22 protein-coding genes are annotated in these 23,586 nt (G+C 66.1%); 15 read left to right on the forward strand and 7 right to left on the reverse strand.

Translation table 11 applies throughout. The features are described 5' to 3' along the window. Nucleotides 1–28 precede the first annotated feature (28 nt). The 4 genes from RQG82_RS06805 to RQG82_RS06820 are packed head-to-tail and all read right to left on the reverse strand — an operon-like array spanning nt 29 to nt 4,105. Nucleotides 29–1,186, reverse strand: a complete 1,158-nt coding sequence (locus tag RQG82_RS06805) for an acyl-CoA dehydrogenase family protein (RefSeq protein WP_311258352.1) — start codon at nt 1,184–1,186, stop codon at nt 29–31. Next, nucleotides 1,183–1,941 (reverse strand): alpha/beta hydrolase, encoded by a 759-nt coding sequence (locus RQG82_RS06810; RefSeq protein ID WP_311258353.1) that lies wholly within the window; start codon nt 1,939–1,941, stop codon nt 1,183–1,185. The genes RQG82_RS06805 and RQG82_RS06810 overlap by 4 nt, the downstream gene beginning before the upstream one ends. A gap of 44 nt (nt 1,942–1,985) precedes the next feature. After that, on the reverse strand, nt 1,986–2,900 hold the full coding sequence (locus tag RQG82_RS06815; protein WP_311258354.1) for a sugar kinase: 915 nt from the start codon (nt 2,898–2,900) through the stop codon (nt 1,986–1,988). After that, complete coding sequence (locus RQG82_RS06820) at nt 2,897–4,105, reverse strand: MFS transporter (protein WP_311258355.1); 1,209 nt, start codon at nt 4,103–4,105, stop codon at nt 2,897–2,899. Before RQG82_RS06820 ends, RQG82_RS06815 begins: the two co-directional genes overlap by 4 nt. A 389-nt stretch (nt 4,106–4,494) precedes the next feature. Between RQG82_RS06820 and nrdH the strand changes: the two genes are divergently transcribed. Genes nrdH through nrdF form a run of 4 tightly spaced genes read left to right on the forward strand, consistent with a single transcriptional unit; the run spans nt 4,495 to nt 8,351 of the window. Next, complete coding sequence (gene nrdH, locus RQG82_RS06825; protein ID WP_290163066.1) at nt 4,495–4,728, forward strand: glutaredoxin-like protein NrdH; 234 nt, start codon at nt 4,495–4,497, stop codon at nt 4,726–4,728. A 6-nt stretch (nt 4,729–4,734) separates the two neighbouring features. Further along, the gene (gene nrdI, locus RQG82_RS06830; RefSeq protein ID WP_311258356.1) at nt 4,735–5,196 is read left to right on the forward strand and encodes a class Ib ribonucleoside-diphosphate reductase assembly flavoprotein NrdI; all 462 of its coding nucleotides are present in this window, start codon (nt 4,735–4,737) and stop codon (nt 5,194–5,196) included. Nucleotides 5,197–5,216: 20 nt separating this feature from the next. After that, complete coding sequence (gene nrdE, locus RQG82_RS06835; protein ID WP_311258800.1) at nt 5,217–7,337, forward strand: class 1b ribonucleoside-diphosphate reductase subunit alpha; 2,121 nt, start codon at nt 5,217–5,219, stop codon at nt 7,335–7,337. Nucleotides 7,338–7,370: 33 nt separating this feature from the next. After that, nucleotides 7,371–8,351, forward strand: a complete 981-nt coding sequence (nrdF, locus tag RQG82_RS06840) for a class 1b ribonucleoside-diphosphate reductase subunit beta (protein ID WP_311258357.1) — start codon at nt 7,371–7,373, stop codon at nt 8,349–8,351. Between the two features lie 871 nt (nt 8,352–9,222). On the opposite strand, the gene RQG82_RS06845 is transcribed toward nrdF, so the two are convergent. Then, entirely contained in the window at nt 9,223–9,555 is a 333-nt protein-coding gene (locus RQG82_RS06845) for a cupin domain-containing protein (RefSeq protein WP_311258358.1), read from the reverse strand. Nucleotides 9,556–9,796: 241 nt separating this feature from the next. Between RQG82_RS06845 and RQG82_RS06850 the strand changes: the two genes are divergently transcribed. The 11 genes from RQG82_RS06850 to RQG82_RS06900 all read left to right on the forward strand — a co-directional run bounded on the left by RQG82_RS06850 (nt 9,797) and on the right by RQG82_RS06900 (nt 21,508). Then, on the forward strand, nt 9,797–10,150 hold the full coding sequence (locus tag RQG82_RS06850; protein ID WP_311258359.1) for a hypothetical protein: 354 nt from the start codon (nt 9,797–9,799) through the stop codon (nt 10,148–10,150). Between the two features lie 979 nt (nt 10,151–11,129). Next, nucleotides 11,130–12,314: a branched-chain amino acid ABC transporter substrate-binding protein gene (locus RQG82_RS06855; protein ID WP_311258360.1), complete on the forward strand. Its 1,185-nt coding sequence runs from the start codon at nt 11,130–11,132 to the stop codon at nt 12,312–12,314. 77 nt (nt 12,315–12,391) lie between these two features. After that, nucleotides 12,392–13,279, forward strand: a complete 888-nt coding sequence (locus RQG82_RS06860; protein WP_311258801.1) for a branched-chain amino acid ABC transporter permease — start codon at nt 12,392–12,394, stop codon at nt 13,277–13,279. Between the two features lies 1 nt (nt 13,280). Continuing rightward, nucleotides 13,281–14,438 carry an ABC transporter permease subunit gene (locus RQG82_RS06865; protein WP_311258361.1) on the forward strand — a complete coding sequence of 386 codons (1,158 nt, stop codon included), beginning with the start codon at nt 13,281–13,283 and terminating at the stop codon, nt 14,436–14,438. Continuing rightward, nucleotides 14,435–15,346 carry an ABC transporter ATP-binding protein gene (locus RQG82_RS06870; RefSeq protein ID WP_311258362.1) on the forward strand — a complete coding sequence of 304 codons (912 nt, stop codon included), beginning with the start codon at nt 14,435–14,437 and terminating at the stop codon, nt 15,344–15,346. The genes RQG82_RS06865 and RQG82_RS06870 overlap by 4 nt, the downstream gene beginning before the upstream one ends. Beyond that, entirely contained in the window at nt 15,343–16,053 is a 711-nt protein-coding gene (locus RQG82_RS06875) for an ABC transporter ATP-binding protein (RefSeq protein ID WP_311258363.1), read from the forward strand. Before RQG82_RS06870 ends, RQG82_RS06875 begins: the two co-directional genes overlap by 4 nt. Before the next feature lie 27 nt (nt 16,054–16,080). Continuing rightward, nucleotides 16,081–17,277: an FAD-binding oxidoreductase gene (locus tag RQG82_RS06880; RefSeq protein WP_311258364.1), complete on the forward strand. Its 1,197-nt coding sequence runs from the start codon at nt 16,081–16,083 to the stop codon at nt 17,275–17,277. After that, nucleotides 17,274–17,519 carry a (2Fe-2S)-binding protein gene (locus RQG82_RS06885; protein WP_311258365.1) on the forward strand — a complete coding sequence of 82 codons (246 nt, stop codon included), beginning with the start codon at nt 17,274–17,276 and terminating at the stop codon, nt 17,517–17,519. The genes RQG82_RS06880 and RQG82_RS06885 overlap by 4 nt, the downstream gene beginning before the upstream one ends. Next, nucleotides 17,516–18,937: an FAD-dependent oxidoreductase gene (locus tag RQG82_RS06890; RefSeq protein ID WP_311258366.1), complete on the forward strand. Its 1,422-nt coding sequence runs from the start codon at nt 17,516–17,518 to the stop codon at nt 18,935–18,937. Before RQG82_RS06885 ends, RQG82_RS06890 begins: the two co-directional genes overlap by 4 nt. Beyond that, the gene (locus RQG82_RS06895; protein WP_311258367.1) at nt 18,937–19,938 is read left to right on the forward strand and encodes a proline racemase family protein; all 1,002 of its coding nucleotides are present in this window, start codon (nt 18,937–18,939) and stop codon (nt 19,936–19,938) included. Before RQG82_RS06890 ends, RQG82_RS06895 begins: the two co-directional genes overlap by 1 nt. Nucleotides 19,939–20,035: 97 nt before the next feature. Further along, nucleotides 20,036–21,508 carry an aldehyde dehydrogenase (NADP(+)) gene (locus RQG82_RS06900; protein ID WP_311258368.1) on the forward strand — a complete coding sequence of 491 codons (1,473 nt, stop codon included), beginning with the start codon at nt 20,036–20,038 and terminating at the stop codon, nt 21,506–21,508. A gap of 96 nt (nt 21,509–21,604) precedes the next feature. Here RQG82_RS06900 and RQG82_RS06905 read toward each other — a convergent pair whose 3' ends face one another. Both RQG82_RS06905 and RQG82_RS06910 read right to left on the reverse strand, forming a co-directional pair. Next, nucleotides 21,605–22,588, reverse strand: a complete 984-nt coding sequence (locus tag RQG82_RS06905) for a proline racemase family protein (protein WP_311258369.1) — start codon at nt 22,586–22,588, stop codon at nt 21,605–21,607. A 25-nt stretch (nt 22,589–22,613) separates the two neighbouring features. After that, on the reverse strand, nt 22,614–23,543 hold the full coding sequence (locus RQG82_RS06910) for an ornithine cyclodeaminase family protein (RefSeq protein ID WP_311258370.1): 930 nt from the start codon (nt 23,541–23,543) through the stop codon (nt 22,614–22,616). Nucleotides 23,544–23,586 lie beyond the last annotated feature (43 nt).

Here is a 23,586-nt window from a genome sequence, read left to right on the forward strand (position 1 = left end):
GCAGCGGGCAAACCGCAGAATATCGCGGTCAGGACTCGAGTGGACCCAACCAGGCGCTCGCCGCAGTGGAGTGCGCCGACTCGGGGTCTGAGGGGTGGAACGCCCCCGCCAGAACGTCGCGGTAAAGCCGCGACAGCTCGTTCGACGAGAAGTACGAGCCGCCGCCGGCGACGAGCATCGCCTGGTCGACGACGTGCTTCGACATCGTGATCGCCCGATGCTTGACGCCCGACAGCAGCGTGAACCACCGGGCGCCGTTGTCGACCTTCTCGTCGACATCGCGGGCGAGCACCGCGATCTGCGGGGGGAGGGCGTCGTACGCGAGGCCCATGTCGGCGATGCGCCAGCGGATGTCGGGGTCCTGGCTGTAGGCGGCACCCGTCTTCTTCGAGCGGCGCTTCTGCGCGGTGAGCACGGCCAGGTCGAGTGCGCGTCGGGCGATGCCGGTGTAGACCGAGGCGAGCAGGATCTCGAAGACCGAGAAGATGCCGAAGACGATCGGGTCGGGATTCGGGCCCGGGGCGATGCGGCGCACCACATGCGCGGCATCCGCAACGGCTCCGTCGAGTCGGGTCGTGCGGCTCTGGGTGCCCCGCATGCCGAGGGTGTCCCAGTCGTCGCCCGTGACGACCGCATCGGTGCGGTCGACGAAGGCGAAGACGAGCTTCGGGGCGTCGGCGCTCGTCGTGTCGAGTCCGTGCAGCCCGAGCTTCGTCCAGACCGGCGCCAGCGAGGTGAAGATCTTCGTGCCGGTGAACGCGTAGCCGCCGTCGGCCGTAGGCGCGGCCTCGGTGTCGCTGCCGAACAGCACCAGATCGTTGCCGCCCTCGCTGATGCCGAAGGCGAAGACCTCGCCGGCCACCGCGCCGTCCTGCACGAACTCGAGGCCGGGCACCCCGCGGTCGGAGAAGACCTTGGCGACGCCCGTCCACACGAGATGCATGTTGATCGCGAGCGCCGTCGCGGGGGCGGCGGTCGCCAGGCGCTGCTGGAGGATCGCAGCCTCGGCGAGTCCGAGACCCGCGCCCCCGCGGTCGGCGGGGACGAGGATCGACAGGTATCCGGCGTCGCGCAGCTCGTCGAGGTCGTGCTGGGGGAACGTGTTGTCGCGGTCGTGGATCGGGGCCCGCTCGCGGATGCGCTCGAGAAGATCGTCAGGAAGGTACGCGGTCGGGTCGAACGTCATGCGAGGGCCTCCGTCAGCTGCCTGATCGTCTCTTCGGGCTTGTCGCGGTGCAGCGAATGCCCCGCGCCCTCGACGACCGACATGGTGATGAGCGGGTTGGCGGCGAGCACCGCGGCTGCGACGTCGCCGGTGAAGATGCTGTAGACCTCAGGATCCGAGCCGATCACATGGGTGGGAACGGTCAGCCGCGCGGCATCCGCCGTGACATCCCAGGGAGTGTTCTGCGCACTCGTCTGCTCGACGGCCCAGGCGCTCGCTCTGTGCACGGCGTCGACCTTGAGCTCCCAATCCTGCGGATGCCAGTGCGGATGCTCCTGCTGAACCAGCTCGACCCTGTTGTCGGCGAAGGCGCGCTCCTGGCTTCGGCGCACGATCGCGGCATCACGGCCGCCGACCAGGATCGCCGGGTCGAGCAGTACGAGACGGCGGGTCCACCCGGGAGCGGATGCTGCCGCCGCCGTGCCGGCGGCTCCACCGAGCGAGTGGCCGACCACGGCATCCCACGGGCCGCCGCCGTCGGGCGCGGTCGCGATCAGATCTGCCGCGTAGGCGGCGACTGAGTAGTCGAGGGCGCGAGGGGCGTCGCCGTGGCCACGCAGATCGACGGCGGTCGCGTGCCATCCGGCGTCGGCGAGGGCGGTGCCCACTCGCCACATCAGAGCAGCGGACGAGCCGAGGCCGTGCACGAGGAGCACTCGGCGGTCGGAGGCCGGGTCACCCCAGGAGATGCGAGGCAGCGTGAGCGGAGCAGGCATGCAGCAAGCCTACGACCGGGTCGTGTGGGCGGGGCGTGCGGAGTTCAGGGCAGCGGTGGCAGGTCGCCGTGGGTGGTCAGCACGCGCGCGGCGGCCGCGTGGCCTGCGCTCAGTCGCGTTGCGAGCTCTGCACCCTCGAGCGTCGCGGCGAGGAACCCGGCAGCGAAGGCGTCACCCGCGCCGACGGGCTCGACGACCTCCACCCGCGGGGCCGGCACGAACACCGGCTCGTCGTCGCCCGAGAATGCGGTGGCGCCCACATCGCCGTCCTTCACGATGAGGAGCGCGCACCGGGGGAGGTGAGCGCGGATCTCGGCCGGGGTCACGGTGCCCCAGATGCGTTCGGCCTCGTCGCGGCCGACGAAGGCGATGTCGGCGGCATCCGCGAGGCGGGTCAGCGTCTCGGCTGCGTCCTGCATCGTCCACAGCGCCCTGCGATCGTTTACGTCGAACGAGACGAGGGCGCCGGCTGCGCGAGCGTCGACGAACAGCTGATCGACCATCGCGCGGCACGAGGGGGAGAGCGCCGGGGTGATGCCTGTCGTGTGCACGATCCGCACGCCGGCGAGCTGCGCGGCGTCGAGGAAGCCGGGCGCCATCAGCGACGCCGCCGACCCGCGACGGTAGTAGTAGACCGACGATGACTCGGTGCCCGGATCCTTGAACATCACGCCGGTCGGAGCATCCGCATCGGTCGCCACCCAGAGGTCGACGCCCCGACGTTCGAGCTCGGTCGAGATGCGCACGCCGATCGGGTCGTCGCCCAGACGCGAGGCCCAGGCGGCCCGGTGCCCTGCCGAGACGAGTCCGACCGCGACGTTGCCCTCCGCGCCGGCGAGCCCCAGGGCCGCCGTCTCGGTCTCGGCGAGCGGGGCGCCCAGGGCGGTGACGAGGCCCATGGACTCGCCGATGCAGATGACCTCGGGGGCGACGGATGCGGGGGAGGGGGCAGAGCTCATGAAGGGGTGACCGCCAGGGGTTCGGTATCGGGGTGAGGACTCGCATCGCGATGACGCAGATCGGGGAAGGAGCGGACGAAGACGATCGAGACGACGAGTCCGGCCGCGGCGAAGAGTGTCGCAGCGAGATAGGCGCCGCGAGGATCCGTCGCATCGACGAGGAAGCCGGCGACGGCTGAGCCGGCCGCGGCGCCGATCAGCTGACCGGTGCCCGCCCATCCGAATGCCTCGGCGGTCTCGCTGAACTTGACGCTCGCGGTCGTGATGGCGAACAGCACGGCGAGGGCCGGCGCGACTCCGATGCCGGCGACGATCAGGGTGCCGCCGAGCCAGAACTCGTTGAGGGAGAACATGGTGAGTGCGAGGCCGACCGTGACGATGGTGAGGCGGCGGGCCATCGCCCAGGGCCCGATGGGGATGTGTCCGAACGAGAGTCCTCCGGCGAGGCTGCCGACGGCGAACACCGCGAGCACGAGGCCGGCCGCCAGGCTGCCGTGCTCGAACGTCGCGACGACGCCGACCTCGACCGCGGAGCAGGCGCCGATGAGCAGGAATCCGATGACCGTGGCGAGCAGCACCGGCGGCTTGAGCACGACCTTGCCGAGCGCGCTGCGGCTTCGCGGGATGCGCACGCGGCCGACCTCGGGCGAGAGGATGAACCACGCGCCGCCGCCGACCAGCACGATCGCCACGAGCAGCAGCCCCACGGCTGTGCCGATCTGCGTCGAGACGAGCGTGATCACGACAGGGGCGAGCACCCAGATGATCTCCTGCAGGGAGGCATCGAGAGAGAAGAGAGGGGTGAGCTGTGTCGAGTTCACGAGCTTCGGATAGATGGTGCGCACCGCGGCCTGCACCGGAGGCGTCGAGAGGCCGGCGATCATGCCGAGCACCATGTAACCCGGGACGTTCAGGGGGAGGAGCGCGAGGCCCAGCACGGCGACCACGCACACGCTGAGCGTGAGGGTGAGCACGCGGCGCATGCCCCAGGCGCCCATCCATCGACTCGTGATCGGGCCGGCGACGGCCTGCCCGACGCTGGTCGCGGCGAGCACGAGGCCCGCCGAGCCGTATGAGCCGGTCTGCTGTTCGACGTGCAGCAGGATCGCGAGCGAGGTCATCCCGTTGGGGAAGCGAGCGGTCAGCTGTGCAGCGATCATGCGCGCCACTCCGGGCGTGCGAAGAAGGTCCTGATATCCCGCCACGGGTCAACGCTACCGGGAGCTGCCGACGCCGGTCGAAGCGGCTCCTCCCCGACACGCCGCGACACGCCCAAACCGAGTTTCCACAGAAAATCCGATGTCCGAGGTCACCCGTATGGTCGCACCTGTGGATGGATCTCTCGCAGGTCGATTCCAGCCGCGATTTCTCGCGGTTCGGAGGTGCTCTCGAGGGGCCTCAGCCTGTGGAAGAAACGGTGGAGAACCTGTGTTGTACCAGTGGCGAGCGGTGGAAAACTACACGTCTGTAACTACTACCCCTAGTGGTCACCCTGAATGTCCGTACCTATATGTAGTATTGAGATCCCGGTGAGGGTCTACCGGAAAACAGCCTGATTCAGATGCAGGCCAGAGATTTGAGGGGAAGCGAAAAGATGTCGATCACGGTCTACACGAAGCCGTCCTGCGTTCAGTGCAACGCCACCTACCGCGCGCTCGACGCCAAGGGCATCGAGTACGAAATCCTCGACCTGTCGGAAGACGCGAGTGCACTCGAGCAGGTCAAGGCGCTCGGCTACATGCAGGCGCCGGTCGTCGTCACCGACGAGGGCCACTGGTCGGGCTTCCGTCCCGACAAGATCGACGAGCTCGCCTCGCGTCTGGCGTGATCCGCCATGAGCGCCGTCGCGACCGCCGCGCCGCTCCTGGTCTACTTCTCGAGCGCCTCGGGTAACACCGCGCGTTTCGTCGAGAAGCTCGGGCTCCCGGCCCGACGCATTCCCCTTCTCCGACAGCAGGAAGATCTCGTCGTCGACGAGCCCTTCGTGCTGGTCACTCCCACCTACGGCGGGGGTGAGGGGCGCGGCGTCGAACGAGGCGCGGTGCCCAAGCAGGTCATCCGGTTCCTCAACGACGAGCGCAACCGGAATCACATCCGCGGAGTCATCTCTGCGGGGAACACCAACTTCGGCGACTCGTTCTGTCTCGCCGGTGACATCATCAGCCGCAAGTGCAACGTGCCTCACTTGTATCGGCTCGAGATCTTCGGCACACAAGACGATGTAGATCGCGTGAGCGACGGATTGGAGCGACGGTGGGTACCGCAGTTGACGAGCAGGCAGGAACAGACTCAGTGACAGACACGGTGGCGTTCAAGATGAACCCGACCTACGAGGGCCTGGACTATCACGCCCTCAACGCGATGCTGAACCTGTACGACGCGAACGGGAAGATCCAGTTCGACGCCGACAAGCGGGCGGCGCGCGAGTACTTCCTGCAGCACGTCAATCAGAACACGGTGTTCTTCCACTCGCTCAAGGAGCGTCTCGATTACCTGGTCGAGAAGGAGTACTACGAGCCGGCCGTGATCGAGCAGTACTCGCTCGAGTTCATCCAGAAGCTCAACGACCTCGCCTACGGCAAGAAGTTCCGCTTCGAGACGTTCCTCGGCGCCTTCAAGTACTACACGAGCTACACGCTCAAGACGTTCGACGGCAAGCGCTACCTCGAGCGCTTCGAAGACCGCGTCGTGATGACGGCCCTCGGCCTCGCCGGCGGTGACGAGAACCTCGCAGTGGCACTGGTCGAGGAGATCATCTCCGGTCGTTTCCAGCCCGCGACGCCGACCTTCCTCAACTCGGGCAAGGCCCAGCGCGGCGAGCTCGTCAGCTGCTTCCTGCTGCGCATCGAAGACAACATGGAGTCGATCGCCCGCGGCATCAACTCCGCTCTGCAGCTCTCCAAGCGCGGCGGCGGCGTGGCGCTGCTGCTCTCGAACATCCGTGAGGCCGGGGCACCGATCAAGCAGATCGAGAACCAGTCCTCGGGCATCATCCCCGTGATGAAGCTCCTCGAAGACAGCTTCAGCTACGCCAACCAGCTCGGCGCCCGTCAGGGTGCAGGAGCCGTGTACCTCAACGCGCACCACCCCGACATCATGCGGTTCCTCGACACCAAGCGTGAGAACGCCGACGAGAAGATCCGCATCAAGACGCTGTCGCTCGGCGTCGTGGTTCCCGACATCACGTTCGAACTCGCCAAGAACGGCGAGGACATGTACCTCTTCTCGCCGTACGACGTCGAGAAGGTCTACGGCGTTCCCTTCGGCGACATCTCGGTCACCGAGAAGTACCGCGAGATGGTCGACAACCCGCGCATCAAGAAGACGAAGATCAACGCCCGCGAGTTCTTCCAGACGGTCGCCGAGATCCAGTTCGAGTCGGGCTACCCGTACATCATGTTCGAAGACACGGTGAACAAGGCCAACCCGATCAAGGGCCGCATCAACATGTCCAACCTCTGCAGCGAGATCCTGCAGGTGAACACGCCGACCACGTACAACGACGACCTCTCGTACGACCAGATCGGCAAGGACATCTCCTGCAACCTCGGCTCGATGAACATCGCGCTGTCGATGGATGCCGATGACCTGGGCCAGACGGTCGAGACGGCGATCCGTGCGCTGAGCGCGGTGAGCGACCAGAGCCACATCCGCTCTGTCCGCTCGATCGAAGACGGCAACGACCGTTCGCACGCGATCGGCCTCGGCCAGATGAACCTGCACGGGTTCCTCGCTCGCGAGCACGTCTACTACGGGTCCGACGAGGGCATCGACTTCACGAACATCTACTTCTACACGGTGCTGTTCCACGCGCTGCGCGCCTCGAACAACATCGCGATCGAGCGCAAGCAGGCCTTCGACGGCTTCGAGGACTCGACGTACGCGTCGGGTGAGTTCTTCGACAAGTACATCGAGCGCGCCTGGGTGCCCGAGACCGAGAAGGTCAAGGAGCTCTTCGCGGGCAAGCACATCCCGACGCAGGCTGACTGGGTGGCGCTGAAGTCGTCGATCCAGGAGCACGGCATCTACAACCAGAACCTGCAGGCAGTGCCCCCGACCGGCTCGATCTCGTACATCAACAACTCGACGTCGTCGATCCACCCGATCGCGTCGAAGATCGAGATCCGCAAGGAAGGCAAGCTCGGCCGCGTCTACTACCCGGCGCCGTTCATGACGAACGACAACCTGGAGTACTACCAGGACGCATACGAGATCGGCTACGAGAAGGTCATCGACACGTACGCCGCCGCCACCCAGCACGTCGACCAGGGCCTGTCGCTGACGCTGTTCTTCAAGGACACCGCCACGACGCGTGACATCAACAAGGCTCAGATCTACGCATGGCGCAAGGGCATCAAGACGATCTACTACATCCGTCTGCGTCAGATGGCGCTCGAGGGCACCGACATGACCGAGTGCGTCTCGTGCATGCTCTGATCCGGCTCTGACCACAAGAAACGACGAAGAACAATGACTCCTCACCCCCCGATCAAGCTGGTCGACAGCGTTCAGGCGATCAACTGGAACCGCATCCAGGACGACAAGGACCTCGAGGTCTGGAACCGTCTGGTGAACAACTTCTGGCTGCCCGAGAAGGTGCCGCTGTCGAACGACGTCCAGTCGTGGAACACGCTGACGCCCGAAGAGCAGCTGCTCACCATGCGCGTCTTCACCGGTCTGACGCTCCTCGACACGATCCAGGGCACTGTCGGCGCTGTCTCGCTGATCCCTGACGCGATCACGCCTCACGAAGAGGCCGTCTACACGAACATCGCGTTCATGGAGTCGGTGCACGCCAAGAGCTACTCCTCGATCTTCTCGACGCTCGCGTCGACGAAGGAGATCGACGAGGCGTTCCGCTGGTCCACCGAGAACCCGAACCTTCAGAAGAAGGCTCAGATCATCATGGACTACTACCAGGGCGACGACCCGCTCAAGCGCAAGGTCGCGTCGACCCTGCTCGAGTCGTTCCTGTTCTACTCGGGCTTCTACCTGCCGATCTACTGGTCGTCCAAGGCGAAGCTCACGAACACGGCAGACCTGATCCGCCTCATCATCCGCGACGAGGCCGTGCACGGGTACTACATCGGCTACAAGTTCCAGAAGGGTCTCGAGAAGGAGACCGAAGAGCGCCGCCAGGAGCTGAAGGACTACACCTTCAACCTGCTGTTCGAGCTCTACGACAACGAGGTGCAGTACACGCAGGACCTCTACGACGGCGTCGGCCTGACCGAGGACGTCAAGAAGTTCCTGCACTACAACGCCAACAAGGCGCTGATGAACCTCGGCTACGAAGCGATGTTCCCCTCCACCGTCACGAACGTGAACCCGGCGATCCTGTCGGCGCTCTCGCCGAACGCCGACGAGAACCACGACTTCTTCTCGGGGTCGGGCTCCTCCTACGTCATCGGCAAGGCCGAGGCGACGGAAGACGACGACTGGGACTTCTGAGAACTTCTCTCTGAGGTTCCAGCGAAACAGCTGGTCAGAGGCCCGGATCCGCGAAATCTCGCGGGTTCGGGCCTCTTTCGTGCCCTCTTCGAAATGACAGAGGAGGACAGAGATGACGAGGAATACCCGTTCGGTGGGGCACGCCGGTGGCACTAGCACACCTCCCTCATGGAGGCGAGAGAGTCCGGCACCCGAAATTCGGGTTGGCGAGCGGCCGGGGGCGCGCCACTTCGTGCCACAGGTGACCTACGGAAGCCCTCACGATGCGCGGAAATATGCGGATCCTGGGTCTCGAGGGCGTCGAGTGGCACGGAGTGGCACGACGGTCCACGCTCGTCCGTTCAAGTCCACGGGAGGGCACGATGACTGCATCTAAGCGAGAGCCGTGGGGCAGTCTGCGCAAGCTCCCTTCTGGCCGCTGGCAAGCGCGCTATCCCGGACCCGACGGGAGGACCTACACGGCTCGGACCGAGGGCGACAAAGCGCTGACATTCCACACGAAGACGGACGCGCGGACGTGGCTTGCCGCCGTGCACACGAAGATCTCGCTCGGCCAGTGGAACCCGCCAGCGGCCGTAGCGGCACGGAATCGCGCCGAAGCCGCTACTGAGAAAGCGCGGTCGATGGGGTTCGAAGAGTACTCGGAGCGATGGGTGCAGATGATCAAGACCGAGCCCTTGCTTGAGCGCGGCGTCCCGGCGCCTGACCGATGACGGCGACGCGCGCAGCCGCACCCACCGTATAGATGGGGCCCATGCCCTGCTGTCGCAGCGCATCGTTGGTGGCATCGTGTATCAGTTCATCATGGATGAGCGCGAAGGGATCAGGGGCACCGTACTGCGGGGTTCCCACGATTCGCACGCGACCTGGTTCACTGCTTCTTGACGACGGTTAGGAGGATGACTGAGTCCTCGTTGGCGTCAAGTGAGTGGAGCCCGTCCGGGATGGTGAGGAGGTCTCCTGGAGATCCATTCCACGACACGTCTCCGAATTTGAGCAGGACGCGGCCCTCGAGGACTTGCAGTGTCGCCTCTCCGGGGCTTTCGTGTTCGGCCAGACTTTCGCCGGCCCTGAGAGCAATGAGTGTTTGTCGGAGTTGATGCTCGTGACCTCCGAAGACGGTCTTTGCGCTTCTGCCGCTGGACGCTTCCTTCGCCTGAGAGAGTTCGTGCCGCGCGAGGGCGATGAGGGAGGTCTTCTGCATGGCGTTTCCGATGTTCAGGTGTCACCGTGCGCGGGGTTTCTCGGCCTTTGGGGAACCAGCCTGACCGACACGGTTTGGGTAGAGCTCGTATCCATTATCTGATCGCCATCCGATTGACTGTGCGAACCTGCCTGTGACGTTGATCACTGGATGGTGGCATTCTCTGATCGCTTAGCGGCGGTTCGCCGCGCGTGAGCCGATTCCTACCAGACGCCCCGGGAGAGTCGGTAACCTCGAGTTCATGGAAGCTGACTGGATCGAGCATCGACGCTCAGACGACGGCGAGCGACTGGGATGGATGGAGCCGGCGGAAGACGGATTCATCGCGATCGACCTTCTTGGACGGCGACGGACTCATGTCGTCGACTGGATGATCGCCGAAGAAACCCTCGACAGGATCGGTCTCAGCTATCTGGCCGAACCACATGAGCTGCGATTGGACGACGGATCATGGCTCCGGGTCCGAATAGCCGAGGTCTCTCCTGACGCGATTCTCCTGAAGAAGGACGACTGGGGTGACACGAGAGCCACTCAGTTGCAGTACTCGATTTCGTTTCCGATCACCGAGGAACAGCTGCGTCCTCTTTATCGGTGAAGGATTTCCCAGTAGGCGGCCGGAACGGTCAGCGACGTTGGTCAGACGAATGCATATTGAAATTTGCATGCCGAGCGTACGGCACTGATCGCCTGCTCGAGCCGTACATCAATGCGTGGGGACCTCGCGGCGACCGCGACGCTAGGCACTATGCTCCTCGCCGATCGGTTCCGTGCCGTCTTCTAACCCCGAGGTCCTCTGCCGACCCAGAGATCTCATGCACGACATCGACCGCTGTCATACAAAAATCGAGACCTGCGCCGACGGACACCTCCGCTCTCGTGAGACCGAACCGACCACCAGGGCAATAGGCATGTCTCACCTAGTTGATCTCGATCAGATCCGACAAGGCTGAATCTCCCTGCCAGCGCCGAATGCACATGGGGACCGGCGAAGCTTCACGCGTCGTCATCCATCGACTATGCGGTGCACCGTGATTACGCCCCGCTCCGAGTGCCGTTGCAGCGCCCGCGAAGAGCTCGACGTGGATTGTGGCGATTCTCTGAGCGGCCAGCCGGGAACGATCGTTCTTGGGCGGGCCGGCGGCCCGGTTGTTGGTGAAGTGTGCCGCAAGCGTTGTACGGGGCCTCGTTTCGGCGGCTACTTTCGGCCGGCTCGCAGGGGTCGGCTCCCGCTTAACGAACGTTAGGCACTCGCCTTCAAGGAGGCGGGATGCGTTGCTCCTGCGCGGAGCCACTCTTTGCGGGATGCTGCGCGCGCCGCAGCGTGTCGGCCGCTCTCAAAGCGCGGAAGGCGTCGACACCCGCGATCGAGGCTCCGCTGTCTAGGCCCGCTGGGTCGTCTCGCTGATGCGGGCCAAGCGTGGCTAATGCTCGGGCCTGGCCGCATGACCGGCGAGATCGCGCGCTACCTGCGCGGTCTCGAATTCATCTCGAAGGATTCCCTTACCCCAGTCAGGGGAATAATGTGTGACGTACTATTGAGGTTGGCACTGCAACGAAGCATCCAGGAGGACAACATGAAGATCCGCACCCCGCGTCTGCGACGCACTCTGACTCTCGCCGCTGCGATCGGCCTGATTACCCTCACTGCTGGCTGTTCGGGTGGCCTCGGCTCCGACGGCGACGACGGTAGCAGCACGGACGGCCCGATCAAACTGGGCATGCTCGCCCCGTTCTCCGGAAGCGAATCGGCGTTCGGCGACTATATGAAGAACGGCGCACAGCTCGCCATCGACGAGATCAATGCCGACGGGGGCATCGGCGGCCGTGAGCTCGAGCTGGTCTACGAGGATGACGCCTGCGACGCGACCGCCGCGGTGGCCGCAGCGAACAAGCTGGTCACGGCGGGCGTCGTCGCCTCAGTGGGCGGCTACTGCTCGGGTGCCACTCTGCCGACCTTACCGATCTTCGACGAAGCCGGTATCCCGATGGTCATACCTGCGGCGAACTCGAACGAGCTCGTCGAACAGCAGCTGCCCGGTGTCTTTCTGATCAACGGGACGGGCACGCAGCAGGCCAAGGCCGCGGTGGCTTATGCCGAGAAGATGGGCGCCGAATCGGTTGCCGCCATTGACGACGCTACCGCCTACTCTTCAGATTTGGCGTCGTCGTTCGTGCAGCAGGCGGAGGATGCCGGCCTCACCGTTGCCTTCGAGACGACCGTCACGCCGGGTGAGAACGACTACGCGTCGGTCGCCACCGAGCTCGCGGCCGCGCGACCAGATCTCGTTTACTGGACGGGCTACTACCAGGAGGGGGGTCTGATCGTCCGGCAGTCGACAGATGCCGGATATGAGGGAGCCTTCCTTGTTGGAGACGGCTCGGTTGACGCGAAGTTCGCCGAGATCGCGGGGGACGGCTACACCGACAACGTGGTGGGCACGTTCACCCAGACGCCGGACATGATCGAGGGCGCAGACGAGTGGATCGCAGACTACGAAAAGCTGGCGGGGGGCAAGCCCGGCCCATACTCCACGCAGTCGTATGACGCCGTGCGCGTGGTGGCCGAGGCGATCGACGTGGCAGGCGGCACCGACTTCGATAAGGTGGTCGCCGCGCTCGAGGGGCTAAAGGACTTCGAGACGTTCGCTGGGCCGCTAACCTTCACCGACGACCACACGCTCTCGGGCGGCGGCTTTGTCATCGTGGGCGTCGATCCCGCGAGCGGGAGCTTCGTTCTCGAGGACGACCTCCAGGGTTGAGAGCGACCGGCGGGGCGGCGCGAGCCGTCCCGCCGGTCGCCATCGCAGCCCCTGACACGCAAGGACATCCCCTCGTGATGCAACTCATCTGGAACGGCCTCATCGTCGGCTCGTTCTACGCTCTCGTCGCGCTCGGCTACAGCATGGTTTACGGGATCATCAAACTGCTGAACTTCGCGCACGGTGACATCTACATGCTCGGTGCCTTTACGGGGTTCGCCACCCTGTCGGCGTTCGGCATCTCCAAAGAATCGTCAATCCCGTTGCTGCTGGTCATCCTTCTGCTGTCGATGGTGACCACGGGGCTCATCGGCGTCGGCATCGAGCGCATCGCCTACCGGCCGCTTCGCAAGAGCCCCCGGCTGGCGGTACTGATCACTGCGATCGGCGTCTCGTTCACCCTCGAGTACGCGGTCCGGCAGATCTTCGGGCCGAACCCCGAGGCCTTCCCGGTGCGTCTGGAGTCGACCGGCTTCGCCTTCGCCGGTATGCGGATCACCGCCGCGCAGATCGTCCTCGTGGCGATCGCCGCTGCCCTTATGCTCGTCCTCGCCCACATCGTCGAGCGCACCCGCCAGGGGCGTGCGATGCGCGCGATCGCCCTCGACCCGCAGGGCGCGCAGCTGATGGGCATCAACGTCAACCGCGTGATCTCCACCGTCTTCTTCATCGGCTCGGCGCTCGCCGGTGCCGCTGGCGTGATGGCCGGCGCGTACTACGGATCGATCGACTTCCTGATGGGCTTCATCATCGGGTTGAAGGCCTTCACGGCGGCCGTCATCGGCGGGATCGGAAACCTGTACGGCGCGATGCTGGGCGGACTGCTGCTGGGGATGCTGGAATCATTCGGTTCGTCGTGGTTCGGCGGCGAATGGCGAGACGTCTTCTCGTTCGCCTTCCTCATCCTGTTCCTCACGTTCAAACCGACCGGGCTCCTCGGTGCTCGCGTCGTCGAAAGGATGTGACATGCCCCGTTCCGCATTCAGAGACGGCTCGGCTCTTCGCGCCCCGGCACCCCGCTTCGACCGCCCGGCCGCTCCCTCCGGTATTCTGTCGTCCAACGCGGGTTTCTTACGGTCACTCGCGACGCTCAGCGTCGTGGTGCTCGCAGTGCTGCCATTCCTCGACGCGTCTCGGTACACGATGTCGATCGCGACCAGCGCGCTGATCTACATCATGCTGTGCATGGGTCTGAACGTCGTCGTCGGCTACGCCGGTCTGCTCGATCTCGGCTACATCGCGTTCTTCGCGGTCGGTGCCTACACGTCCGGCATCTTCACCACCGTGCTCGGCTGGCCGATGTGGGCTGCGCTTCCCGCGACGATCCTCGCCTGCATCATCGCCGGCATTATTATTGGCGCGCCCACGCTGCGGCTTCGCAGCGACTACCTCGCGATCGTCACTCTCGGGTTCGGCGAGATCATCCGCATCACGGCCAACAACCTCGACATCACCGGCGGCCCCTCGGGAATTCACGGCATCCCCACCTGGAGCTTTGGCGATTGGAGCTTCGCCGACGGTTTCACAATCTTCGGCGTCGAGTTCCCGCAGCGCGTGGTGTTCTACTACTTCGTCGCCGCCGTGGTCGTGCTCGTCGGCGTCATCGGTGCGGGACGCCTCGCCAAGGGCCGACTCGGCCGGGCCTGGAAGGCAGTGCGCGACGACGAGGATGCCGCGGAGGCGATGGGCATCAACACCTACATCGCCAAGATCATGGCCTACATCATCGGCGCTGTCTGGGCCGGAGTGGCTGGACAACTGATGGCGACGCATCTGTCGGCGATCAGCCCGAACAGCTTCCATTTCCTGTACTCGGCGTTGATCCTCATGGCGGTGGTGCTCGGTGGTATGGGCTCGACCCCGGGCGTCATCGTCGGCGCTCTGTTCGTCTCACTCGCGCCTGAGCTGCTGCGCGACTTCGCCGAGTGGCGGTTCCTCATCTTCGGCGTGCTGCTGGTCGTCGTCATGCTGTTCCGTCCGTCCGGCCTGTGGCCGGCGACAGCCGTGCTGCCTTGGCTAAAGAAACGAACGCCCGTGCCGCCCGCGACAGCGGGATTCATGGCCGTTCCTCCGCCAGCGGTAAACGAGGATCTCGAGACCGTGGAAGGCGAGGAGAGCCGATGAGCGCCCTGCTGGAAGTAAAGGACCTGCGCCTCCAGTTCGGTGGCGTGAAGGCTGTCGACGGTCTCAGCTTCTCCGTAGAGGTGGGTGAGATCCTGGCTGTCATCGGACCCAACGGCGCTGGCAAGACCAGCGCATTCAACTGCATCTCGGCTTTCTATCTGCCGACATCGGGATCGGTCGTGTTCGACGACAACGCCATCGTGCGCGATGCGCCGGGGTTCCTGCGTCGTCTGCGTCTGGTCGACCTGCTGCAGAGTTTCGGGTTCTACCGGGTGCTGCCCTCGCGCGTGACCCGGTGGGGCATGGCGCGGACCTTTCAGAACCTGCGCCTTTTCCGCGAGCTCAGCGTCCTCGACAATGTTAAAACGGCGATGCACGCGAATCTGCGGGAAGGGTTCTGGGCGACGCTGCTACACACGCCCGCCTATCGTCGCGCCGAGCAGGAGTGCGCCGAACAGGCGCGGGGATGGCTGGACTTCGTCGGCTTCACCGACGACGAGAACCTTTACGTCACTCAGCTGCCCTATGGGGAGCAACGTCGGGTCGAGATCGCCCGAGCGCTCGCCACGAAACCGAAGCTGTTGCTGCTCGACGAGCCGGCTGCCGGTCTGAATTTCAACGAGAAGCAGGCGCTGATGCGGCTCATCCGCCGTATCCGCGACCTCGGCATCGCGGTGGTGCTCATCGAGCACGATATGGGCCTGATTATGGAGCTTGCCGAGCGCATCGTCGTACTCAACTACGGCAAGGAGATCGCGGTAGGTACGCCTGAGCAGATCAAGAACAACCCGATCGTTATCGAGGCGTACCTGGGTGCGGAGGACGAGGCCATCGACGACTCTCGGCTGCCGACCGGTACGGTCGACCTATCTCTGCTGGACCCAGCCCGCAAGGAGAAGCGCTCGTGAGCAGTCTTACGGTCGATGCGGCGGACGTCTATTATGGTCGCGTGCACGCCCTGCGTGGCCTGAGCTTCGAAGTGAGGGAGGGCGAGATCGTCTGCCTGCTCGGCAACAACGGTGCGGGCAAGTCGACGACGATGAACATGCTCTCGGGTCTCGTGCGGCCCAAGTCTGGGGCGGTGCGCTGGGGGGAGCTGGACCTCGTCACTGCCAAGCCGTGGAACATCGTCTCCGCGGGCCTCGTCCATGTTCCCGAGGGGCGCCGGATCTTCTCCACCATGACCGTGCACGAGAACCTGTTGCTGGGTGGGTACACCGTGCGCGATCAAAAGCTGATCGGGCAGCGGGTGGAGCAGGTGTACGGACTGATGCCCCGGCTCGCCGAGCGACGCCGGCAGCAGGGCGGAACGCTCTCGGGTGGCGAGCAGCAGATGGTCGCGATCGGGCGGGCCATCATCGGGGGACCACGACTGCTGCTGCTCGACGAGCCGTCGATGGGGCTGGCGCCTCTGGTCGTGAAGCAGGTCATGGAGACGATCCAGGCAGTAAACGCCCAAGGCACGACGGTGCTGCTCGTGGAGCAGAACGCGAGGGCCGCTTTGAAGATCGCCGACCGCGCCTATGTCGTCGAGAGCGGGCGGACGACGCTCTCCGGCCCGGCCGCAGAGCTCGCCGCCGATGCCCGGGTCATCGACGCCTATCTTGGCGGATGACGGCACCGCATCATGTAAGTATGTGACATGGCACTAAACTATTTCGAGGAGGAGGTGTGTTCGATGCGGATCATCGTCATCGGTGCAGGTGCGGTCGGTGCCGCCTGTGCCCTGAGCCTCGCCGAAGCGGGAGCCGACGTGGTCGTGATCGACCGCACCGGCGTCGCGGGTGAGACTTCCAGTCGATGCGAGGGGAACATCCTTGTGTCCGACAAGCAGCCGGGTGCTGAGGCGGTGATGGCGATCGAGGCCAACCGCGCGTGGCGTGAACTCGCGGCGCGCCTCGATGCTGAGCGAGTGCCCGGCCAGCCCGCGACCGAGTTCGAGGCGAAAGGCGGCGTCGTCGTTGCTTTCGGCGGCGGCAGCGCGACGCTGGAACGCTTCGCCGCCGCGCAACGCGAGATCGGCATCCGCGCCGAGGTGCTGGATGCCTCGGCCCTGCGGGCGGCGGAACCGCATCTCGCCGCCGACGTCGCCCTCGGCGTGTACTACCCGGATGACGCTCAGGTGCAGCCGAGTCTCGCCACACAGGCGATGCTCGCCGGCGCGCGCCGAGCGGGTGCGCGGCTACGTATCGCCGAGGTCACTGACGCCGTCGTCGAAGCCGGTCGAGTGCGCGGTGTGCGTACACGGACAGACCTCATCGACGCGGATGCCGTGGTGAACTGTGCCGGGCCCTGGGCGGGGGAGATCGCCGCTCTGTTCAGCGCCGCCCTCGACATCCGGCCCCGGCGCGGCACGATCCTGGTGACCACGGCCATGCCGCAGCGCGTCTTTCACAAGGTGTACGACGCCGACTACGTCGGCGCCGTCGGCTCGGGAGAGGCGGCGCTGCAGACGTCCACGGTCGTGGAGTCGACACCGGCGGGAACGGTGCTGATCGGATCCAGCCGCGAGCGCGTCGGCTTCTCGGAGGACGGGCTGCTCGCTCCGCTCGCCGAAGTGGCGGCGAAGGCGACGCGGCTGTTCCCGTTCCTGCGCGACACGATGCTCCTGCGTACGTACTTCGGGTTCCGTCCCTACACCCCGGACCACCTGCCCGCCATCGGCGCCGACGCTCACGTGGCGGGGCTGTTCCATGCGGCCGGCCACGAAGGCGCGGGCATCGGTCTTGCTCCGACAACGGGGATGCTGATCGCGCACGCGGTTCTCGGCACGGCGGCGTCTCTCGACCCGAGCCCCTTCCTGCCCTCGCGCAGCACGCTGCAGGGTGTGGCTGCATGAGAGTTGGCGTGCACTTCGACGGTGTGCTGCTCCAGGGGCGTGAGGGCCAGAGCATCGCGGGGATTCTGCTGTCGAACGGCCAGCGAACCTGGCGCAGCACGGGAGGCGGCGACCGGGGCATTTTCTGCGGCATCGGCATCTGCCAGGACTGCGTGCTGACGGTCAACGGTGTCGAGGGCGTCCGAGCCTGCCAGCGCACGGCGTGCGAGGGCGACGTGGTCGAGCGAGAGGGGCAGGGATGAGCAGTACGGCGACGCATCGACGGGTGATGGTTATCGGTGCTGGTCCCGCGGGCCTGGCTGCCGCGGCCTCCGCCTCGGCGGCAGGAGCCCAGGTCGTGCTCATCGACGAGGGTGAGCGCTTCGGCGGCCAGTTCTGGCGGCACCATCCCGATCTCACCGATCCCCGCCTGCAGCATCAGCGACGTCGCTTCGCCGATCTGTCCACGTCCCTGGAGGGCGTGCGGGTCGTGTCGTCAGCGAGCGTCTGGCGGGTCGAGCCAGGGTCGCCCTTGCGTGCCCATGTGCTCGTTGGTCCTGCAGACGGAGCCCAGAGGCTGGCCGAAACTTTCGAGGCAGACGCCGTCGTCGTCGCTACCGGCGCGCACGACCGTGTGCTCCCTGTGCCGGGATGGACCCTTCCTGGTGTCACCTCGGCTGGCGCCGCACAGGCCATCGCCAAACGCGACGGGCTCGCCCCGGGTGTGCGCACGGTGGTCGCCGGTGCCGGACCTTTCCTGCTCCCCGTCGGGCAGAGCGTGACAATGCTCGGTGGCGAGGTCGCGGAAGTCGTGGAGGCGGCCAGCGCCGGCCGGATCCTCCGCGGTTGGGGCAGACGCCCCTGGGAACTGACCGCGGCCGCCGGCAAGGCAGGGGAGCTCGGCTCGTATCTGCTCTCGCTGGCGCGGCACCGCATTCCCTATCGGTTTGGCAGCGCCGTCACCCGCATCCACGGCGAGGGCGGGGTCGAGGCGGTCACCGTGCAGCGCATCGATGCGGAGTGGCGCCCGATCGCGGGCACTGAGCGCACCGTCGAATGCGACTCGGTCGCCCTCGGACACGGCTTCACCCCGCGGTTGGAAGTGGCCATCCAGCTCGGCTGCGAGATCGGATCCGATCGCTTCGTGCGGACCGACTCGCAGCAGGGTACCTCCGTCGCGCGGGTCTACGTCGCCGGGGAGATCACCGGCATCGGCGGTGCCGACGCCGCGCTCTCAGAGGGGGAGATCGCTGGCCTCGCCGCGGCCGGAGTACCGGCGTCGGATGCACGATACCGTTCGCCATTCGCCGCACGTCGCGGCATGCGCGCGTTCGCCGCACGACTGGACGTGCACCGTATCGGCGTCGGATGGACGGCCTGGCTTGAGGATGACACCATCGTGTGCCGATGCGAGACCGTGGCCAAGGCGACGCTCGACGAATACGCCACCGCGTCGTCGCGCGCGATGCGTCTAGCCACCCGTGCTGGTCTCGGCGCCTGTCAGGGGCGCACCTGCGGCCGCAGCGTGGAGGACGTGCTCGGTACGACCTTCAGCATCGATCGGCGCCCCGTGCTCTCGTCGGTGCGCATTGGAGAGCTCGCCGTCGCGATTGCCTCCGACGTCGACCACCGCGCCGACGGCGGACCCTGTCAATCCTCGCTCGAGCCCGGAGGTTCCTGATGCGCGCCCGTCGAACGATCCAAGCCGTGGACTCGCACACCGAGGGGATGCCGACACGTGTGGTCACCGGCGGCGTGGGACGTATTCCCGGCGCCACCATGAATGACCGCCGGCTCTATGCGATGGAACATCTTGACGGATTGCGCGGCTTCCTCATGAGCGAGCCCCGCGGCCACGCCGCGATGTCGGGAGTGCTGCTGCAGCCGCCGGCGCGTGACGACGCCGACTGGGGCATTGTCTTCATCGAAGCATCAGGATTCCTGCCGATGTGCGGTCACGGCACGATCGGCGCCGCCACCGTGCTCGTTGAGACGGGCATGGTCGAGGTCATCGAGCCGGTCACCGAGATCCGCCTCGACGTGCCGGCGGGACTTGTCATTGCCCGTGTGAGGGTGGAGGACGGCCGCGCCGTGGACGTGACCATCGAGAACGTGCCGAGCTTCGTGGATCGCCTCGACGCGCGCGTCCACGTGCCGGGTCTGGGGGAGATCACCTATTCGGTCGCTTTCGGTGGTAATTATTACGCGCTCGTAGACCTCCAGCAGCTCGACTTGCCGTTCGAACGATCGCGGCAGGACGAAATCCTAACGGCGGGACTGGCGATCATGGAGGCCATCAACACCCTTGCACCTCCTGTGCACCCCGTTTTGCGTGGTGCGGATCACGTGCACCACGTTGAGTTCATCGCACCCGGATCTGATGCCGTGCGGTCACGGCATGCGATGGCGATCTACCCGGGCTGGTTCGACCGCTCGCCCTGCGGCACCGGAACCAGCGCGCGCATGGCCGAGCTTCATGCTCGGGGGGAGCTCGGGCTGGGCGTCCCGTTCGTGAACGAGTCCTTCATTGGCACCGAGTTCACGGGCACGCTGGTGGCGGAGACGATGGTCGGAGAACGTCCGGCCGTGGTGCCGACCATCACCGGGCGCGCGTGGGTGACCGGGCTCGGACAGTACCTGCTCGACCCCGACGACCCGTTCCCAGAAGGCTTCGTGTTCTGACATCGCTCCACGTGCGCGAAACCTGCATTCCCTACCGCATCTGGCACGACATTCCGCGCGCCGACACGACACTCAACACCGACACGAGGAGACCACTGTGACTCAGAAGTCCATCGACGAGGTCGCTGCAACGGCCGTCCGCGCTGCACGTCCTTTCGCCCGCACCCCTCTTCACCAGCGCGGTGCCGCACTCGTGGCCGTCGCCCAGGCGCTGGAGGCCGCGGGCTCGGAGCTCATCGACATCGCCAGGCGCGAGACGGGGCTCAGTGAGGCGCGTCTTGAAGGTGAATTGCGACGCACCGCCTGGCAGCTGCGTCTGTTCGCCGAGACGGTCGTCGACGGCGGCTACCTCGACGTCCGCATCGACGCCGCCGACCCCGACTACGTGATCGGGCCGCGACCCGATGTGCGCCGGATGCTAGAGCCGATCGGTCCAGTGCTGAACTTCGCAGCATCCAACTTCCCCTTCGCTTTCTCGGTGGCCGGCGGCGATTCGGCGGCAGCCCTCGCGGCAGGATGCCCGGTCGTGCTCAAGGCGCACTCCGGGCATCCGGAGCTGTCCCGTCGCACCGCGGAGATCGTCGCCGAGGCGCTGGAGAGTGCAGGAATGCCCGAGGGGGTCTTCCAGCTCATCGCCGGGCAGGAGAACGGCGTCGCCCTACTGAGGGACGAGCGCATCCGTGCCGGGGCGTTCACCGGCTCCACTCACATCGGCCGCATGCTGGCCGACATCGCCGCGTCCCGCCCCGTGCCGATCCCGTTCTATGGGGAGCTCGGCAGCGTCAATCCCGTCTACGCGACTTATGCGGATTCTGCTCTGCTCGAGGCGTTCGTCACCTCGATGTCGGGTTCGGCGGGGCAGCTGTGCACGAAGCCGGGGTTCTTGTTCGTCCCGGAGGGGGCCGACCTCACTGCCGTCGCGGATACCGCCGCCTCGGTCGCAGAGCACCGCCTGCTCAACCCCGGCATTGGTCGTGCGTTCTCGCAGCGACGAGACGCCGTGCTCGGGGCGACAGGAGTGACGGTGCTCTCGCGCGGCGAGGCACATTCCGACGATGCCGGTCAGGTGTACGCGACGCCGACCGTGGTCAGCGTCGACGTCGACACGCTTACGCAGAACCGTGACACCCTGCTCGAGGAGTCTTTTGGACCGCTGTCGGTGATCGTGCGCTACCCCGACCGAGAGTCCCTACCGGCGCTCCACGCCGAGCTGTTCCCCGGCAACCTCACCTCCACGGTGCACGCCCGCGCAGAAGAGCTCGTAGATGGCTCGCTGACACCGTTGGTGGACGCACTGGCCGAGACGAGCGGGCGGGTGCTGTTCGGTGGCTGGCCCACGGGTGTCTCGGTGACTCCGGCCATGCAACACGGCGGCCCGTACCCGGCCACCACCGCCGACGCCACCAGCGTGGGCACGGCGGCCATCACCCGCTTCCTTCGGGGCGTCTCTTATCAAGGCGCACCGCAGGAGCTGTTACCGCCGCCCTTGCGAGACGATAACCCTTGGAATGTGCCGCAGCGACGCGACGAGCCCGGGCACTCGCACGAGTGGGGCTCGTTCGTCGGCTGACGAGCAAGGCGCGGCGCATCGACCGCCGATCCGATGGGGTGGGCGCCTCCCGGACGCTGTCGCTGTGGGAACATCACGAGAGTGTTCCGGGATCGTTCACCGCAGAGTGAAACCGTCGGGGAGCGGGTCGCCGGCGTCGAGCTCAAAGGTGCAGGAGCCGACCCGGTATGCGTTTCCCCGCACCTCGGGGATGACGCCGACTGCCGTGCGCTCAGCGATGCGGGCGTGGAAGCGCGTGCCGATGATCGAGTCGTGTGTGAGGGTCTCTCCGTCAGCCAGCTCGCCAGTGGCGGCAAGCAGGGCGACGCGTGCCGCCGTGCCCGATCCGCACGGGCTGCGGTCGACCTCGCCATCGGCGAAGACGGTGACGTTGCGCTGCCGAGGGCCGGCGTCGGTGCGACCGAGATCGTCGAAGAGGACGGTGCCGTACACCCCCGAGAGTCGCGGATCCGCGAGCTGAGCCGACGGGTGGTCATCGAGCGCCCATTTGATCTCACGCCCCGTGGCGATCAGATCGGTGGCGTGCGCCGGGATAACCTCGAGATGGACGGCCGAGGCTGGCAGGGTCGCATAGACTGCGCCTCCGAAGATCAGGTCGACCTCGACGTCGCCGCGCGAGGTGCGCAGCGGGATGCCGCGGGCCAGCACCCGGCTCTCGACGTTGCGGAAGACGATCTCGTCGATGCGCCCGTCGCTCTGGCGCACCAGCGCCTGAACGCGGCCGCTCGGCACGTCGATCGTCACGATGGTGACGCCGTTCGGAGTGTTGGGTACGCGGCCGGTTCGCACGGCCCAGGCGCCGAGGGCTATCGTTCCGTGGCCGCAGGCGGTTGAGAAGCCGTCCTTGTGCCAGAAGAGCACACCGAAGTCTGCACCCGCGTCATCGGGCGGGGTGATGAACCCGCCGTACATGTCGTCGTGGCCGCGAGGTTCCAGACAGAGAAACCGCCGCACGGCATCCGCTTCGCCGGCGATCGCCTCGATGCGCCTCTCGGCCACCGTCGCGCCATGCGTTGGTACGCCTTCGACGATCCGGAACGGCTCGCCGGCGGTGTGCCAGTCCTCGGTGCTCCAGCGCATGCGTCTCCTCAAGTTTCTATGCGGTTCACACGGCGAGCCGGGCGATGGCGAGGTCCTGCCAACCCATGCCGCAGGTCTTGACGATGCGCGGACGATCGGATGCCGCCTGCACCGCCCCTGTGAAGAGCTGGTGCATGGTGACCACGGCGTCCATCTCCAGCGCCGCCGCCGCCACGGCGACGAGGACGTCTCCCGCTTCGGTGGCGGCAACCCGGCGGCTCTCGACGATCACCTGAGATCGAGCGAGCAGGGCCGGGTCGAGTTCGGCTCGGTCGGGTTCGTGCGACCCAATCGCGACGACCGTCGCGTCCTCGCGTGCGGCATCGGCGGGGAAAAGGGGAGTGGATGCAGTGGTCGCGCAGATGATGAGGTCGGCGTCCGGGATGTCATCGATGCTGCCCGGCCGCATGTCGGCTTCCGGCGCATAGGTGCGGGCGGCATCGACGGCGGCGGCTACGCGGGCGTCGTCGCGGCCCACGATGCGCACTGAGCGAAGAGCGCGAATGGCGGCGAACGCCTCGACGTGACGGACGGCTTGCGGACCGGTGCCGATGACGACGAGATCCCCGGCGTTCTTCTCTGCGAGTCGGTCTGCGCAGGCGGCCGAGACGGCTGGGGTGCGCAGGCTTGTCAGGGCCGTGCCGTCGAGGATCGCGGTCGGGGTGAGGGTGTCACCGTTGACCAGGATGTACACACCCTGGATGCGCTCGAGTCCGCGGGACGGGTTGCTGGGGGCGACGGTGGCAAACTTCTGGCCGACAGCCCCGTCGATCGCGGCTGGCATCAACAGAAGCTGCCCGTTCGGAACGTCAAGGATGCGGCGAGCGAAGTCGTCATCGGGGTCGAAGCCGCTGCTCAACGTGGTCTGGACGGCAGCAATCGCAGCGCGCATGCTTACGCGTTCGGCGAGCTGCTGCGCGGTCACGAGAGCGAGATCGGCGATGACATCGGACATGATCCCAACCTTACTAGGAATGTAATATGTCACACATCCCTAA

The organism is Microbacterium sp. WCS2018Hpa-9 (genome assembly GCF_031843745.1).
Classification (GTDB): Bacteria; Actinomycetota; Actinomycetes; order Actinomycetales; family Microbacteriaceae; genus Microbacterium.

Coding starts and splice junctions, on each gene's coding strand:
- RQG82_RS06905 (WP_311258369.1), bottom strand. CDS start 22,588: ATGCGCTGGAGCACCGAGGACTGGCACACCGCCGGCGAGCCGTTCCGG.
- RQG82_RS06855 (WP_311258360.1), top strand. CDS start 11,130: ATGAAGATCCGCACCCCGCGTCTGCGACGCACTCTGACTCTCGCCGCT.
- RQG82_RS06890 (WP_311258366.1), top strand. CDS start 17,516: ATGAGCAGTACGGCGACGCATCGACGGGTGATGGTTATCGGTGCTGGT.
- RQG82_RS06885 (WP_311258365.1), top strand. CDS start 17,274: ATGAGAGTTGGCGTGCACTTCGACGGTGTGCTGCTCCAGGGGCGTGAG.
- nrdE (WP_311258800.1), top strand. CDS start 5,217: ATGAACCCGACCTACGAGGGCCTGGACTATCACGCCCTCAACGCGATG.
- nrdI (WP_311258356.1), top strand. CDS start 4,735: ATGAGCGCCGTCGCGACCGCCGCGCCGCTCCTGGTCTACTTCTCGAGC.
- RQG82_RS06810 (WP_311258353.1), bottom strand. CDS start 1,941: ATGCCTGCTCCGCTCACGCTGCCTCGCATCTCCTGGGGTGACCCGGCC.
- RQG82_RS06815 (WP_311258354.1), bottom strand. CDS start 2,900: ATGAGCTCTGCCCCCTCCCCCGCATCCGTCGCCCCCGAGGTCATCTGC.
- RQG82_RS06910 (WP_311258370.1), bottom strand. CDS start 23,543: ATGTCCGATGTCATCGCCGATCTCGCTCTCGTGACCGCGCAGCAGCTC.
- nrdH (WP_290163066.1), top strand. CDS start 4,495: ATGTCGATCACGGTCTACACGAAGCCGTCCTGCGTTCAGTGCAACGCC.
- RQG82_RS06850 (WP_311258359.1), top strand. CDS start 9,797: ATGGAAGCTGACTGGATCGAGCATCGACGCTCAGACGACGGCGAGCGA.
- RQG82_RS06865 (WP_311258361.1), top strand. CDS start 13,281: ATGCCCCGTTCCGCATTCAGAGACGGCTCGGCTCTTCGCGCCCCGGCA.
- RQG82_RS06805 (WP_311258352.1), bottom strand. CDS start 1,186: ATGACGTTCGACCCGACCGCGTACCTTCCTGACGATCTTCTCGAGCGC.
- RQG82_RS06870 (WP_311258362.1), top strand. CDS start 14,435: ATGAGCGCCCTGCTGGAAGTAAAGGACCTGCGCCTCCAGTTCGGTGGC.
- nrdF (WP_311258357.1), top strand. CDS start 7,371: ATGACTCCTCACCCCCCGATCAAGCTGGTCGACAGCGTTCAGGCGATC.
- RQG82_RS06895 (WP_311258367.1), top strand. CDS start 18,937: ATGCGCGCCCGTCGAACGATCCAAGCCGTGGACTCGCACACCGAGGGG.
- RQG82_RS06860 (WP_311258801.1), top strand. CDS start 12,392: ATGCAACTCATCTGGAACGGCCTCATCGTCGGCTCGTTCTACGCTCTC.
- RQG82_RS06845 (WP_311258358.1), bottom strand. CDS start 9,555: ATGCAGAAGACCTCCCTCATCGCCCTCGCGCGGCACGAACTCTCTCAG.
- RQG82_RS06880 (WP_311258364.1), top strand. CDS start 16,081: ATGGCACTAAACTATTTCGAGGAGGAGGTGTGTTCGATGCGGATCATC.